The 13,541-nt window shown below is 48.7% G+C and carries 11 protein-coding genes; 6 read left to right on the forward strand and 5 right to left on the reverse strand.

Annotated features, from left to right (window positions below):
* Nucleotides 1-196 precede the first annotated feature (196 nt).
* Both ACRYI5_RS06650 and ACRYI5_RS06655 read left to right on the forward strand, forming a co-directional pair.
* Complete coding sequence (locus ACRYI5_RS06650; RefSeq protein ID WP_448224721.1) at nucleotides 197-2,404, forward strand: glycosyltransferase family 39 protein; 2,208 nt, start codon at nucleotides 197-199, stop codon at nucleotides 2,402-2,404.
* Between the two features lie 31 nt (nucleotides 2,405-2,435).
* A complete protein-coding gene (locus tag ACRYI5_RS06655) occupies nucleotides 2,436-3,413 on the forward strand; it encodes a glycosyltransferase family 2 protein (RefSeq protein ID WP_448224722.1) in 978 nt (325 codons plus the stop codon).
* An 81-nt stretch (nucleotides 3,414-3,494) separates the two neighbouring features.
* Here the strand turns inward: ACRYI5_RS06655 and ACRYI5_RS06660 are convergent, their stop codons facing one another.
* The 4 genes from ACRYI5_RS06660 to ACRYI5_RS06675 all read right to left on the reverse strand — a co-directional run bounded on the left by ACRYI5_RS06660 (nucleotide 3,495) and on the right by ACRYI5_RS06675 (nucleotide 8,568).
* Nucleotides 3,495-4,376 (reverse strand): DegV family protein, encoded by an 882-nt coding sequence (locus ACRYI5_RS06660; RefSeq protein WP_407879986.1) that lies wholly within the window; start codon nucleotides 4,374-4,376, stop codon nucleotides 3,495-3,497.
* Between the two features lie 155 nt (nucleotides 4,377-4,531).
* Nucleotides 4,532-4,978, reverse strand: coding sequence for an 8-oxo-dGTP diphosphatase (locus tag ACRYI5_RS06665; RefSeq protein WP_407879985.1), 447 nt, complete (start codon nucleotides 4,976-4,978; stop codon nucleotides 4,532-4,534).
* A 174-nt stretch (nucleotides 4,979-5,152) separates the two neighbouring features.
* Nucleotides 5,153-7,537, reverse strand: coding sequence for a phosphoketolase family protein (locus ACRYI5_RS06670; protein ID WP_448224723.1), 2,385 nt, complete (start codon nucleotides 7,535-7,537; stop codon nucleotides 5,153-5,155).
* 302 nt (nucleotides 7,538-7,839) lie between these two features.
* A complete protein-coding gene (locus ACRYI5_RS06675; RefSeq protein WP_448224724.1) occupies nucleotides 7,840-8,568 on the reverse strand; it encodes a GntR family transcriptional regulator in 729 nt (242 codons plus the stop codon).
* A 134-nt stretch (nucleotides 8,569-8,702) separates the two neighbouring features.
* On the opposite strand from ACRYI5_RS06675, the gene ACRYI5_RS06680 reads away from it, so the two are divergent.
* Nucleotides 8,703-9,200 (forward strand): aminoacyl-tRNA deacylase, encoded by a 498-nt coding sequence (locus ACRYI5_RS06680; RefSeq protein ID WP_407879981.1) that lies wholly within the window; start codon nucleotides 8,703-8,705, stop codon nucleotides 9,198-9,200.
* Between the two features lie 4 nt (nucleotides 9,201-9,204).
* Nucleotides 9,205-9,993: a hypothetical protein gene (locus ACRYI5_RS06685; protein ID WP_448224725.1), complete on the forward strand. Its 789-nt coding sequence runs from the start codon at nucleotides 9,205-9,207 to the stop codon at nucleotides 9,991-9,993.
* A 68-nt stretch (nucleotides 9,994-10,061) separates the two neighbouring features.
* Here the strand turns inward: ACRYI5_RS06685 and ACRYI5_RS06690 are convergent, their stop codons facing one another.
* Nucleotides 10,062-10,733, reverse strand: coding sequence for an HD domain-containing protein (locus ACRYI5_RS06690; RefSeq protein WP_407880041.1), 672 nt, complete (start codon nucleotides 10,731-10,733; stop codon nucleotides 10,062-10,064).
* Between the two features lie 202 nt (nucleotides 10,734-10,935).
* Between ACRYI5_RS06690 and ACRYI5_RS06695 the strand changes: the two genes are divergently transcribed.
* Both ACRYI5_RS06695 and ACRYI5_RS06700 read left to right on the forward strand, forming a co-directional pair.
* Nucleotides 10,936-11,886, forward strand: coding sequence for an ABC transporter ATP-binding protein (locus ACRYI5_RS06695; protein WP_407879978.1), 951 nt, complete (start codon nucleotides 10,936-10,938; stop codon nucleotides 11,884-11,886).
* The gene (locus ACRYI5_RS06700) at nucleotides 11,879-13,501 is read left to right on the forward strand and encodes an ABC transporter permease (RefSeq protein ID WP_448224726.1); all 1,623 of its coding nucleotides are present in this window, start codon (nucleotides 11,879-11,881) and stop codon (nucleotides 13,499-13,501) included. Before ACRYI5_RS06695 ends, ACRYI5_RS06700 begins: the two co-directional genes overlap by 8 nt.
* Nucleotides 13,502-13,541: the final 40 nt, after the last annotated feature.

Below are 13,541 nucleotides of genomic sequence, written 5' to 3' on the forward strand. Positions count from 1 at the left end.
GTGTCTCTACATAAAAAAATTTTGAAAATCATGTCTACGTTTCTAAAATCATTCCCGTCATTCTCCCCGTTTAAGCTTTGGTTTAGGTTCAGTTAAGTCCACTTTATGCCTGCCCGGCTATCCTAGAACGTAATGTTTTAGCAATTGGGACTTCTACTCATCGTTAATCCATAAACTCAACCTAGGAAGTGACGCTATGAAACAACGTTTAAAACACTGGGATTGGTGGCTCGTCGGGATTTTGATCCTCGCCGCCTTTCTTTACGGATGGAACATCTGGCAGGCTGGTTCTGCCAATGATTTCTACACCTCAGCCATTGTCAGCATGACGAAGAGTTGGAAAAACTTTTGGTATGCTAGTTTCGACCCTGCAGGCTTCATCACCGTGGATAAGCCGCCAGTCGCCTTATGGTTCATGGCCATCTCGGTTAAGATCTTTGGTCTGCACGGATGGAGCATTGTCCTCTCATCCGTCCTGTTCGGAATCGGTTCCGTGTGGTTGATATACGCGATGGTTAAACCCTATTTTGGTCGCCTGGCTGCTAACCTGAGTGCCCTGTTCATGACCATCACCCCGGTCGTAGTCGCCGATTCGCGAACAAATAATATGGATGCGACCCTGGTCTTTTTCTTATTGTTAGCCGGTTACCTATTACAAAAAGCCGTTGTTAACAAAAAGACATGGTTAGTTGTCGTTTCGTTTGCCCTTATCGGGGTCTCCTTCAACATCAAAATGTTGCAAGCTTTCATGCTTCTACCAGCAATGTACTTCTTTTACTGGATTGCGAGCACGGTTGGCTGGAAGAAAAAGGTCCTTCACTTACTGTATGCGACAGCTGCCCTCGCCGTCTTCACCTTAGCGTGGCCACTTGCCGTTGATTCCACCAGTAAAAGTAGTCGCCCGTACATCGGTAGCTCATCGACAAACTCCGTTTTAAACCTTGCCTTTGGGTATAACGGGTCACAACGGTTACTCGGCCAATCGACCGGAACCGGGAGTCGTTTCCCCGGCATGGGCTCAACTGGTAAGTCTGAAGGATCAGCCTCGAAAACGGGCACCCCACCAACCGGGAGCAAGACGGGTAAAGCGCCATCCGGCACGAAAAAGCCAACGGGTAGCGCACCAACTGGGATGAAACAAACAACTGGTGGCAAAGCTGCGACCGGTGGCGCAACAGCCGGTGGTGGCGGTGGTGCCTTTAACATCGGAACTGCTGGCCCATTCCGACTCTTCCAACAAGCGCTTGGTGGTCAGGTCAGCTGGTTCTTCCTACTCGCCCTAACCGGTTTGATTGGGAGCTACCTTTATGAAGCCGACCGGAAGAAAAAGTGGTGGCAAACCACGAAGAATCAACAACAGCTTTGGTACTGGGCCGCATGGTTGGTTCCCGTCGCTGGCTTCTTCAGTATTGCCGGTTTCTTCCACCCCTACTACATGATTATGCTTGCACCGCCACTTGCCGTTCTCGCTGGAATTGGTGTTGCGACCTACTTGAAAGCCATTAAGACAGGTCGGCAATTATGGCAACGGTTCATTTTTGCTGGTGGTCTTTTGGCCATGGCTGCACTTCAAGCCTGGTACGTTTATTCTGACTATCCATGGCTCAGCTGGCTCATTGGACTTGGATCAGTGGCAACAGCGGCCCTAATTGCCTTTGTCTTTACCACCTATCGCAAAGCAATGGCCACAACGGCCACAGCCGTTACGATTTTATCGTTAGCCCCTGGATTCTGGTCCTTAACTCCAACAATTGCCGCTGAATCCGCAGCGATTCCAACAGCTGGTCCTGATCTATTAACCAGTGGTGGTGCCTCCAGTGGCGGAATGGGCAGTGAATCAGCTAATACTAAACTGGTTAACTACCTTGAAAAACACAATGGGAACGCCAAGTATCTGTTTGCGACAATGGATTCTGGAACCGCAGCCCCGTACATCATTAAAACCGGGAAAGCGGTGATGACGATCGGCGGATTTAACGGAACTGATAACGCCATCTCTTTGAAGCAGTTCAAGAAGTTGGTCAAAGAAGGCCAAGTTAAATACTTCTACGTTGCCGGTAAGAGCAGTAGTAGCAGCGCCATCGTTAAGTGGGTTGAGAAAAACGGAACCAAAATTAGTGCCTCAAAATATGGTGGCACCTCATCAACAACCAGCAAATCAGCGGCTAAAACAGCCGCACCAACGAAAAAACAGGGGTCTGCGCCAAGCGGCATGGGCGGTAATGGTGCCCCTGGTGGTGCACCGACTGGCATGAAGAAGCCAAGTGGCGCAAAACCATCAGGGACAAAACAACCAGGCGCAACAAAACCAACCACCAAGGGCGCGACCTCATCAACAAGCACAAAGAATGCCCAACCAATGGGTGGCGGCATGAGTAGCGGTACCCTTTACCAATTAAATTAATCTTGTTGCCTTTAGAAAGGACGTGAGGATCATGCCCGAAGCAATCCCACCGTTAATTTCCATCGTCATGCCCGTTTACAATGAAGAAGCGTTAATCATGAAGACGTTGCGCACCGTCCAGGGCTTCATCAACCAGCGACCTGAACGTTACGAAGTGATTTTTGTGGACGACGGGTCTAGTGACACAACCATTGATAAACTTAAAAAGGCCAGCGCGTTTTACCCTGACATGCGGTTAATTCGCTTTTCACGAAACTTTGGGCATCAGCTGGCCATTACCGCTGGCGTCCGCTATGCCACAGGTGACGCAGTTGTCGTGATGGACGCAGATCTTCAGGACCCACCAGCCGTCATCGGTGACATGATCAATGCCTGGCAACGTGGCGCTGACGTTGTCTACGGTCAACGATCACAACGCGATGGTGAATCCTGGTTTAAAAAGACTTCCGCTAGTGCCTTTTACCGCTTATTACACGCCATTACGAACGTTGATATTCCCGTCGATACCGGCGACTTTCGGTTAATGGATCGTAAGGTCGTGAACGTTCTTGATCAAATGAACGAAGACGAACCGTTCGTCCGGGGCATGGTCAGCTGGATCGGTTTTAACCAACAGGCTGTTACGTACGAGCGCCAACCGCGAACAGACGGCGAATCCAAATATCCCCTCCGGAAGATGATTCGACTCGCAATGGATGGCGTCACCTCATTTTCAAACCTCCCGTTAAAACTTGCGACTTGGTTTGGAACCACGCTGTTTATTGCTGCTTTAGTCGATGTCATCAGCGCCATCTGGTTCGGCTTTACGCCAACCATCATCACCCTCTGCGCGCTTCTCATTATCGGCGGTATGATCCTCACTAGTATTGGCTTTCTCGGCCAATACCTGGGACGTATTTTTAATCAATCACGTGAACGGCCGCTGTACATTGTGGCGGAGACACGTGGCTTCCCCACTCTGGCTCAGCAACCCGCAAGCCAGTCAGTGTCCCTAAGTCACCAACAATAACGACCGATGCCCCTATTTCTACCGACACTAAAGCGACTGCATTCCCAAAAATCTGGGAAAGCAGCCGCTTTTCTTTTGTGCTTATTCGCCGAGTGTCTGCCAGTCTTCTGCCCACACAAGGCCCATCACTTTTTCACCTGTATGAACACCGATAGACGCGCCGATGTGCGCAGTTTCAAAGGCTGGTGTAACGCCAGTCGCAGTTTCAGCGGAACTTGATAGATCCGTCAACCATTCCTCGCTGGCCGTTGGGTTATTCCCGTCGATGATTCCCACCCGGACTGGAGCGGTTATTGTCGTCAAGGACTGTTCAAAGTCCTGTTTCACCTTTTGAAACGCCCGTTTAGCCGTTCGTTCCTTCGTTAACCCGACGATTTTAGCGTCTTCAAACGTCAAAATTGGTTTGATCCGCAATAAATTCCCCACAAAGGCAGAACTATTCGTAATTCGCCCCGTGCGCAATAAATGACTGAGGTCGTCGACAACAAAGTACACGTGTGTCGTCGCTCTCAGGTGTTCTAAGGCCGGTAAAATATCAGCGGCATTCTTCCCCGCCTTGGCCATCTTTGCGGCTAACAGCGCCAACCAGGCCTCACCTTCGCTGGCCATTTGTGAATCAAACGGATAGACCTTGATGCCAGTCACGGTCGGTGCGTACGCCGTGAGGTTCTGCAAAAAGGTCGTGATGCCACTAGAAAGATGAATGCAGATTACTTCATCATATCCGTCAGCAATCAGTTCATCGAACACCGCTTGCATTTGCATCATTGTCACTTGTGCCGTGGACGGCATCTTTTTTTCTTCCCGCATCCGTTGATAAAATTGTTCACTCGTAATGTCAACGTTTTCGAGGTATGTCTGGGTCCCAAAAATCACCGTGATGGGGACCACGTGAATGCCTGCTGCCATCGCAACCTCTGGGTCTAAATAACTGGCACTATCTGTAATGACTGCTGTCTTCATCGTCCTTGCCTCACTTTTGTATTCGGTCGGTGTCTTGTCGCAATCATTTCGCCAACAAACACGACGTTATCGAGCTTTTCACCCGGATATTCTCATGACTTTATTATACGCGCTTTGATAAACAATCACGAGTGAGCACTCACTTAAATTCGTTTTTATTTGAATTCACCCTTAGGGTCATTTAAGTAGCTGAGCTCAGAAATATTCCGTTTTTCAAACACTTCTAATAGCTTATCCACATCTGTTGCAAAGTGATGTTCAAAAAGTTCATCCCGGCGCATCCAGCAAACGGTCCCCTCAGAGGAGGAACGAACTTCTCCAGAAAAGGAGTCGGTCCGAAAAAGGGCCACGATGTAGCGACCATTGTCCGTCATAAATTCCTTGAATCCACAAAAAATCGGGTTATGGATCGTCAGCCCAGTCTCTTCTTTAACCTCGCGAATGGCTGAATCAACGAAACTCTCACCCTGCTTCACATGGCCACCAGGAAAGGTGTAGCCCGGCCAATCGGGATTTTTCCGATCTTCCACCAGAATTTGATTTGTTTCATTGTCAGACACAAGCACTAAGTTAGTCAGTTCCACTACTTCTGTTTTTGCCATTGGTTTCACCTCGCCCTGTTCGTTCAGATTAGTCCTAATATTTTATTATTAAACTAATCTCAAGGCGACGCAACGTTTAACACGAATTAATTCCCATTCGTAACACAAAAACGCACATCAATCCGAAGATTGATGTGCGTTTTCAAATCGGTCAACACTCAAGTAATCGCGAAATTACTTGATGTCTTTCCATTGCCATGCGTTTACTTCTGGCATGTCGGTACCTTCATCACGGATGAATTGGTTGTGTTTAGCAACCATGTCATCCATGTGTTGAGTGAATTCGCCGGCTTGTTCAGCAAACTTAGATGCGTTGATGGCATCCTTAGCCAAGTGGTAACGGTCCATTTCGTTCAGGACACGCATGTCAAATGGTGTCGTGATGTCCCCGTTTTCACGGTAACCATGGAAGTGAACGTTGTGGTTGTGACGGTCGTAAATCAAACCACGCAATGTGTTTTCGAAACCATGGAAAGCAAAGATAACTGGCTTGTCAGTTGTGAAGTAACGGTCGAATTCTTCGTCCGTCATTCCACGGTCGTCTTGGTCGTCACCCTTCTTACGAAGCTTCAACAGGTCAACAACGTTGATGAAGCGGAACTTCAATTCTGGGAAGATTTCGTGCAGTAATGAAACGGCAGCTAAGCTTTCCATCATTGGTTCAGTCCCAGCTGCTGCAAAGACAACATCTGGTTCAACGTTATCGTCGTTAGAAGCCCAAGGAATGATTCCCAAACCGTTGTTAACCAATTCCGTAGCTTCGTCAATGGAGAACCATTGAGTCCGTGGGTGCTTGGAAGCAACGATCAAGTTGATCACTTCGCGACTTTGTAATGACTTGTTCATAACAGCTAACAATGAGTTAGCGTCAGCTGGCAAGTATTCGTTAACCAGTTCATGACCCTTTTCAGCCATGTGACCAAGCATACCTGGGTCTTGGTGAGTGTAACCATTGTGGTCTTGTTGGAACACAGTGGAAGTGTTGATGATGTTCAATGATGGGTAATCGTGACGCCAGTTTTGTTCTTGCGCCTTACGTAACCACTTGTAGTGTTGTGTCAACATTGAGTCGATAACACGCGTGAATGATTCGTATGAAGCGAAGAAACCATGACGACCAGTCAGAACGTAACCTTCTAACCAACCTTCAGCTTGGTGTTCTGACAATTGAGCGTCAAGAACACGGCCTGAATGAGCCACGTATTCATCGTTAGGTTCCTTGATGTCTTCCATCCATTGACGGTTGGTAACATCAAAGACATCCCAGAGACGGTTTGACATCGTTTCGTCAGGTCCCATGATCCGGAACGTGTTTTCGTTTTCTTTCATCGTGTCAGCAGTGAATTCTGATAACACTTGCATGTCCATCCGTTGCTTGCTGTTGTCCTTCAAATCACTTTCAGGAACGGCAAATTGACGAATGTCAGCTAACTTCAATGGTTCTGGGTGAACCCCACCGTTAGTGATTGGGTTCATAGCCATCCGACGGTCACCCTTAGGTTCAACGGCTGACAAGAATTCCTTAGGAGTTCCGTCTTCGTTGAACAATTCTTCAGGCTTGTATGACTTCAACCAGTCGATCAACAGATCAACGTGTTCCATGTGGTTAGCGTCAACAGGAAGTGGAATTTGGTGAGCACGGAATGAGTTTTCGATTGGGTTACCGTTCAAGTCCTTCTTAGGACCAGTCCAACCCTTAGGTGCGCGAAGCACGATCATTGGCCATACTGGTAATGAGTCGTCGTTGTTTTCACGAGCATTCTTTTGAATAGCTTGGATCTTTTCAACGGCTTCATCAACTGCCTTAGCCATGTCTTGGTGGGCAGTCTTGTGGTCGTCACCATCAGTTTCAACAAAGATTGGTGACCAGCCCATTCCTTCGTAGTACTTAGTTAAGTCAGCATCGCTCATCCGTGAAAGGATAGTTGGGTTAGAAATCTTGAACCCGTTAACTTGAACGATTGGCAAAACAGCACCGTCGTGGATTGGGTTGATGAACTTGCTTGACATCCATGAAGCAGCTAGTGGGCCAGTTTCTGATTCCCCGTCACCAATTTCAACAGCAGCAATAACGTCAGGGTTATCTAAGATAGCACCAACACCGTGTGAAAGTGAGTAACCAAGTTCGCCACCTTCGTGGATTGAACCTGGTGTTTCAGGAGCAGCATGTGAAGCAACCCCACCCGGGAATGAGAATTGCTTGAACAAGCGTTGCATACCTTCTTCATCCTGAGTGATACGTGGGTAACGCTCAGTGTATGAACCATCAAGGTAGGCGTTTGAAACCATGACCTGACCACCGTGACCTGAACCTTCGATGTAGAACATGTCCAAGTCGTACTTCAAGATGGCACGGTTCAAATGTGCGTAAATGAAGTTTTGAGGAACGATTGTCCCCCAGTGACCAATTGGCTTAACTTTAACGTCGTTTGCGGTTAAGTCACCCTTTAACAATGGGTTGTCCTTTAAGAACAATTGCCCAACTGAAAGGTAGTTAGCTGCGCGCCAGTAGGCGTCAACTGTGTCTAAGTATTCTTGTGAGTCGTAATCAACTGCCATGAATAGTTACACTCCTTCAATTTGTCTTTTTATCAACACGATATGCTGTGAAATCCACCGACTTTTGTCCGGTTAATTTACAGTTACTATAATAGCCGGTTTTAAATAAAAGTCAACCTTTCTGAAAATTGGTACGACCCAATTGTTCAAAATAAAACAATCGACCCTTATTTACATAGTGAAAACCGCTCCCTCATTCAGGTTTGCGATCCACTAATCTGCCGCCATGGTAACAAATTAGCGCTTAAAAAGAACATAAAAAATGCTAAGAATTAAAGATTCTTAGCATTTTTTAATATCTATCAGTCAGCATCAAGGTCGACGAATGTGTTGTACTTCATGTATTGGTAGTGAATTCGCATATTTGAAACTTCGAACGGTGTGCCATCATCCAGGAAAAAGATCCCGCTCATAACGCCCACGGGCTCATTTTCGGCCAATGAAAGCAACGTTTGATCTTCCACTGTTGACGGTTCTGCCGCTACGGTCATAAAGGATTTTGTCACGGAAACGTGCTTAATATCTTCTAGGTAGTTAAAGATGGAACCGGACACCACGGTGGACGACAATTCTGGCATGATTTTGATGGGGATAAAACCCGTTTCGATCATCACTGGTTGATCATCCAGCATCCGCAGCCGTTTGATTTGGTAAACAAAATCGTCTTCATTAAGGAAAAGATCTTGCTGCAATTCCGGCGTCGCAGGAACAACCTGAAAATCCAGCAACTTAATACTTGGCTGTTTACCGTCCACCCGCATGGAATCTGTAACTCCCAAATTACGCCCTTCATAACTAAAGACCGCTTGGTTTTTCAGATAGAGTGGATTAACAAACGTGCCTGATCCCCGCTTTTTAAAAATGATCCCCTGCTGGGCCAGTACATTCAACGCGCGTTTCACGGAGGAGCGACTCACTTGGTACTCGTCGCTCAAACTCCGTTCGTCCGGTAGCCGTTTGTCTGGAAATTGATTATCATTAATGCGGCACTTCAAGTCCTGCATTACATTTTTATAAACTAAGTCCGCCATATCGACGCTCGGTTCCTTTCTTTGTATACTGGTTGATGAAAGTATATCAGAAATTATTGGTCCAGCCAATTGTTCATTAGGTCCGTACCAATATTTAAAACCAGCGTAAACGACCAACCACGGAGGTTAACACAGTGGCAAAAAAGAAAAAAATTCAAAAAACACTTGTTGAAAAAATTTTAGATAAGGCAAAAATCCCCTACACCCAAATCGAGTTTGCAACGCACCAACAAGGGGATGTCGCACAACTTGATGTGGATCACGAAAATTATGACGAACACCACATCTACAAAACGTTGGTGCTGACCGGTCCAACAACCGGGCCGTTGGTCGGCGTTGTGCCCCTTGATACACACCTGAGTTATAAAAAGTTAGCCGCTGCTTCCGGCAATAAAAAGGTGGGGATGGTGCCATTAAAGGACCTCTTGAAGACCACCGGCTACGAACACGGGGCCAACACGCCCATTGGGATTTGGGAAAAATACCAGTACCCGATCTACTTTGATACGACCGCCCAAGAACAAGGCGAAATCGTCGTTTCATCCGGAAAAATTGGCCGCTCTGTCAAAGTGAACGCGGCGGCCGTTGCCGAGTTAGTTCACGGAACCTTCACAGATTTAGAAGAGGATTAATGCCATGTCAGCCAGCACGATTGGCCAACAGATCATCGTCAATTTACTGGCCACCTATCTGTATGCGCTCGGCCTTCCGCTCCTTTTTAGCTGGGCGCTGACCGTTATCAATCGCAACACCAAGCAACTGTTCACCAATAAATTCGGCGTGAATGCCCCCGTGTACTTTGGTGCACTCGGGATCATCCTTCACGAGTTGAGTCACCTCATCATGGCGCTTATTTTTGGCCATCGAATTGAAAGTTTCAAACTCCTACAACGCGCAACCGCCACCCCGGACGATCCTGACAACCTCACGTTAGGTTACGTTAACCACCGGTGGCACTCCGATAATAGCTACCAAGTCATCGGAAACTTCTTCATTGGGTTTGCCCCCATCGTTGGAATTAGCCTCGTCATTTTTGCATTGACCGCGTGGCTTTTGCCAGATGTTTATGGCAACTGGGTCACGTTTGCACAACAACCAAGTTTTGGCGCCCTGTTTCACGCTCCGGTAACCACCATCGCCTGGGGGCCATTGACCCTCCGCTTACTCATCTGGATGGTTCTTGTAACCAACATTAGTGCTGGCGGCTTTGATCTGAGTCAGGCGGACCTTAAAAACTCAGTGACCGGGCTCTCCACGTACATCCTGTTATTAGGTCTCATCGGCCTGGCAACGGGAATGTTATCCTGGCCCATTGCCAGCTGGTTCCGGCTTCACCTGGTGCCACTGTACCTAGCCATTTCCTTTGTCGTGGTACTATCCATTTTGATCAACGCGATCACACGTCTTTTGTTTAAACGTCATTAACAATCCAAAAACCGCCATATCCGGGCTAATAAAGTAGTCCGGATATGGCGGTTTTATTTCACTCATGGTTAGGCCTCGCCGTTCCACTCCTGTTTAAATTCATCCAAAAAATTAAGCATTACTTGTTGCCGGTGATCAGCTAGTTGACGCGCTGTCGCCGTGTTTAATTGATCCTTAATCAGCAGCAGTTTCTCATAAAAGTGATTGATGGTTGTTCCTTCATCATTTCGATAATCGGCCTTGGTCATCTGTGTTCGGGGCGCAATGTCAGGATCATAGATCACCCGATCGTGGTGACCACCATACGTCAACGTCCGGGCAATTCCAATGGCCCCAATGGCGTCCATCCGGTCTGCATCCTGAACAATTTGCCCCGCCGCACTTAATGACTGGTGCCCCGCTAAATTCGCGCTAAACGACATGTGATCAATAATTGCAAACATCGCGGTAATCTGAGCTCCCGAAACACCCCACGTCGTTAACCGATCATGAAGGGCCTGGCGGGCAGCATTCGGGTCAGCAACCACTTTGTCATCCATAACGTCGTGCAAGTACGCCGTTGCAATCACAATAAACGGCTGCCCAGTTTGCTCCACAGATTCAATTCGCGCGGCCAATTTTGCCACCCGTTCAACGTGTTCAAAGTCATGGCCCGAGTGTTCTGCCCCCAGTTGACCACGTGCGTAATCAATAATTTTCACTAGCTGCTCTTGTTCACCTGCTGATAACCCAATTGTCATCATTATGCGCCACCATTTCCGTCATTCTGTCTGTTTTTGCACTGATTTTGATTACTTCTATCCTACCACGAGGCGGCCGTTTCCTCTGGTTTAATTTTTGTAAGCCAGCTTAATTGACACCGTTTTCGCGGCTCCGTACACTTGGGCTAAGACCAACGGAATCGCTTATTTGATGTCACATTTAGCTAAGGAGGATTGCATCATGACACTCAATACTCCGGTGGTGCACCTCGACCACCTTCAAAAACAGTTCGGCCGTGTTCACGCACTCAATGACGTCACCTTTGACGTTTATCCTGGCGAAGTCTTCGGGTTTATTGGTCCAAACGGGGCCGGTAAGTCAACGACCATTCGAACCCTGCTTGGCCTTTTACGCGCGTCTGGTGGCACCGCGACCATTTTTGATCAGGACGTCTTTAAGGACGCCGTTGCCATTCATAAACGGTTAGCCTATGTTCCCGGCGACGTTTACCTCTGGCCAAATTTAACTGGTGGCGAGATCATTGACCTCTTATTAAAGCTCAGTGGTCAACGTCATCAGCCAAAAACGGACGACCTCATCCACCAATTCGGCCTTGATCCCACCAAAAAGGCCCGCACATATTCCAAAGGGAACCGGCAAAAGGTGGCCCTGATTGCCGCCCTGTCACAGGACGCAGACCTTTACATCTTTGATGAACCCACTTCCGGCCTCGACCCCCTTAACGAACGCTTCTTTCAGGAAGCAGTGCTTCAACTGAAGCAACAGGGAAAAGCCGTGCTTCTTTCCAGTCATATCTTGTCTGAAGTGGAACGGATGTGTGACCGAATCGGCATCATTCGAAACGGGACCATCATTGAGACCGGAACGCTTGCCGACATGCGTCACCTGACCCGGACACAGATTGCCGTGACGACGACCCAGCCACTGACTGATTTATCTACTCACCAAGGTGTTCATCAGGTGGCCACGACCACGACGGATCGCCCCGGCTACCACACCACGTTTACCGTTGATTCAGAAGCCCTTGGCGCCGTTATGACACTGCTTACCGCTCATCAGATCACCGCCATTCAAAGTACACCACCAACGTTAGAGGATCTCTTTCTCCGTTATTATGATCAACAGCCCGTGACCGATCATAGCGGAAAGGACGTGAGTGACCATGCCTAACGCCGCGTTTTATCACACGAACCAGCTACTCAGGATCAACTTACGCCGGGATCGTTGGAAAATTCTTGTCTGGGTGCTCGTGTTGGTTAGCCTTTTCGCCAGCATCGCCGCGAAGTTTAGCGACCTTTATGGCTCAACTACGGCAATCGATCAGATCACCAATACATTGAACACTCCTGCCATGCGGGCCCTGTTCGGCCGCCTTCCCAGCGGGCCATACACCTCCGCCGACGTCTTTGCCGGTGAAATGACCGTTTTCATGGCCATCTTTGGCGTCATCATGAACTTCAACCTGGCCGTGAACTTAACCCGCGGCGATGAAGAGCGGGGTCTGACTGAACTGCTAGCCGCCCGCGGTGTTGGCCCCTATGCGCCACTTGCCGCTGCCATTAGCGAACTGCTCGTTGTTAACCTTGGCCTCGGCCTCCTCTACAGTGTCGGATTGCAGTTTGCCAACCTCACCGGCACCAATTCCAACGGAAATTTTGTTTTGGGCATTGGCTTAGGCTTAAACGGACTGTTATTTGGTCTTCTCGCAATCTTGTGTGCTCAGCTAGCCGCTAGCAGTCGGGCCGCCACTGGCTTGTCATACGGACTCTTTGGCATCACATACATGATGCGCCTTGTTACCGATGTTAGTCACCCCGCGTACACGTGGCTTTCCCCGTTTGGGTGGGTCGAGAAATTTTCCACCTACCGAGCTAACAACTGGTGGCCAGTAGCGCTCATGGTGATTACCAGCATCATTCTCATTCTTGGTGCCATCGGCTTACGGGCCCACCGCGACCTTAACGCCGGCATCATTGCCAGTCGCCCTGGCCCTGCACGCGCGTCAGCACTCTTAAGTGGCCCCCTCGGCCTCTTTTGGCGGCTTGAGCGTAATCTCATTTGTGCATGGCTCATTGGGTTAATCATTTTCGGTGCGATGTATGGATCGGTGTTTAACACCGTGGCCAACGTCCTTCAGTCGAATCCCTTAACGGCAAAACTCTTGTCAGATCCGCAAACGGCAACTGCCGCAACGACAAGCGTCCTTAAAGCCTTCATTGCGGTTCTCATGATTGTCTTCACGACAGTCAGTGCCATCCCCGGTTTACAGATCCTTTACCGGTTAACAACCGACGAACATCACGGCACCCTTGAAACGATGTTTGCCCGACCAATTGCACGGTGGCGGTTAAACATCACGCTGCTTGGCTTAGGGGTCTTGACCAGTTTGGCCGCCCTCATTGCCAGTGTCTCCGGGTTGGCAATCGCTGCCAATACCGTCCTCACCCACCCGCTAAGCACGACCATCTTCTACCACGCCATTTTGGCAAACATCCCCCCACTGCTGATCATGATTGGGATCGGCGCAATCCTTGTGGGGTGGTGGCCTCGCTGGACCCCTGTGATTTGGGGCTACCTGGGATTAGCCTTTGGAATTGGTTACTTCGGCCGGCTGTTTAACCTAGCCCACTGGGTCCCTAAGTTAACGCCGTTTGGGTACATCGGTAACGTGCCGTCCGTCGCCATTGATTGGCCAACCTTTTGGTGGCAGCTTGCCATTGCCGTTGCCCTCATGGTCGTGGGGTGGCTTGGCTACCAACGCCGCGACCTCATTAGCGCTTCGTAAGCAAACACCTTAAATAAAGATTGCTGGCTCCTAATGGACC

It is taken from the genome of Furfurilactobacillus sp. WILCCON 0119 (assembly GCF_053471565.1).

Excerpts from the sequence above, each read along its gene's own strand:
- ACRYI5_RS06650 (WP_448224721.1), top strand. The coding sequence starts at position 197 with ATGAAACAACGTTTAAAACACTGGGATTGGTGGCTCGTCGGGATTTTG.
- ACRYI5_RS06690 (WP_407880041.1), bottom strand. The coding sequence starts at position 10,733 with ATGACAATTGGGTTATCAGCAGGTGAACAAGAGCAGCTAGTGAAAATT.
- ACRYI5_RS06685 (WP_448224725.1), top strand. The coding sequence starts at position 9,205 with ATGTCAGCCAGCACGATTGGCCAACAGATCATCGTCAATTTACTGGCC.
- ACRYI5_RS06700 (WP_448224726.1), top strand. The coding sequence starts at position 11,879 with ATGCCTAACGCCGCGTTTTATCACACGAACCAGCTACTCAGGATCAAC.
- ACRYI5_RS06675 (WP_448224724.1), bottom strand. The coding sequence starts at position 8,568 with ATGGCGGACTTAGTTTATAAAAATGTAATGCAGGACTTGAAGTGCCGC.
- ACRYI5_RS06665 (WP_407879985.1), bottom strand. The coding sequence starts at position 4,978 with ATGGCAAAAACAGAAGTAGTGGAACTGACTAACTTAGTGCTTGTGTCT.
- ACRYI5_RS06670 (WP_448224723.1), bottom strand. The coding sequence starts at position 7,537 with ATGGCAGTTGATTACGACTCACAAGAATACTTAGACACAGTTGACGCC.
- ACRYI5_RS06660 (WP_407879986.1), bottom strand. The coding sequence starts at position 4,376 with ATGAAGACAGCAGTCATTACAGATAGTGCCAGTTATTTAGACCCAGAG.
- ACRYI5_RS06655 (WP_448224722.1), top strand. The coding sequence starts at position 2,436 with ATGCCCGAAGCAATCCCACCGTTAATTTCCATCGTCATGCCCGTTTAC.
- ACRYI5_RS06695 (WP_407879978.1), top strand. The coding sequence starts at position 10,936 with ATGACACTCAATACTCCGGTGGTGCACCTCGACCACCTTCAAAAACAG.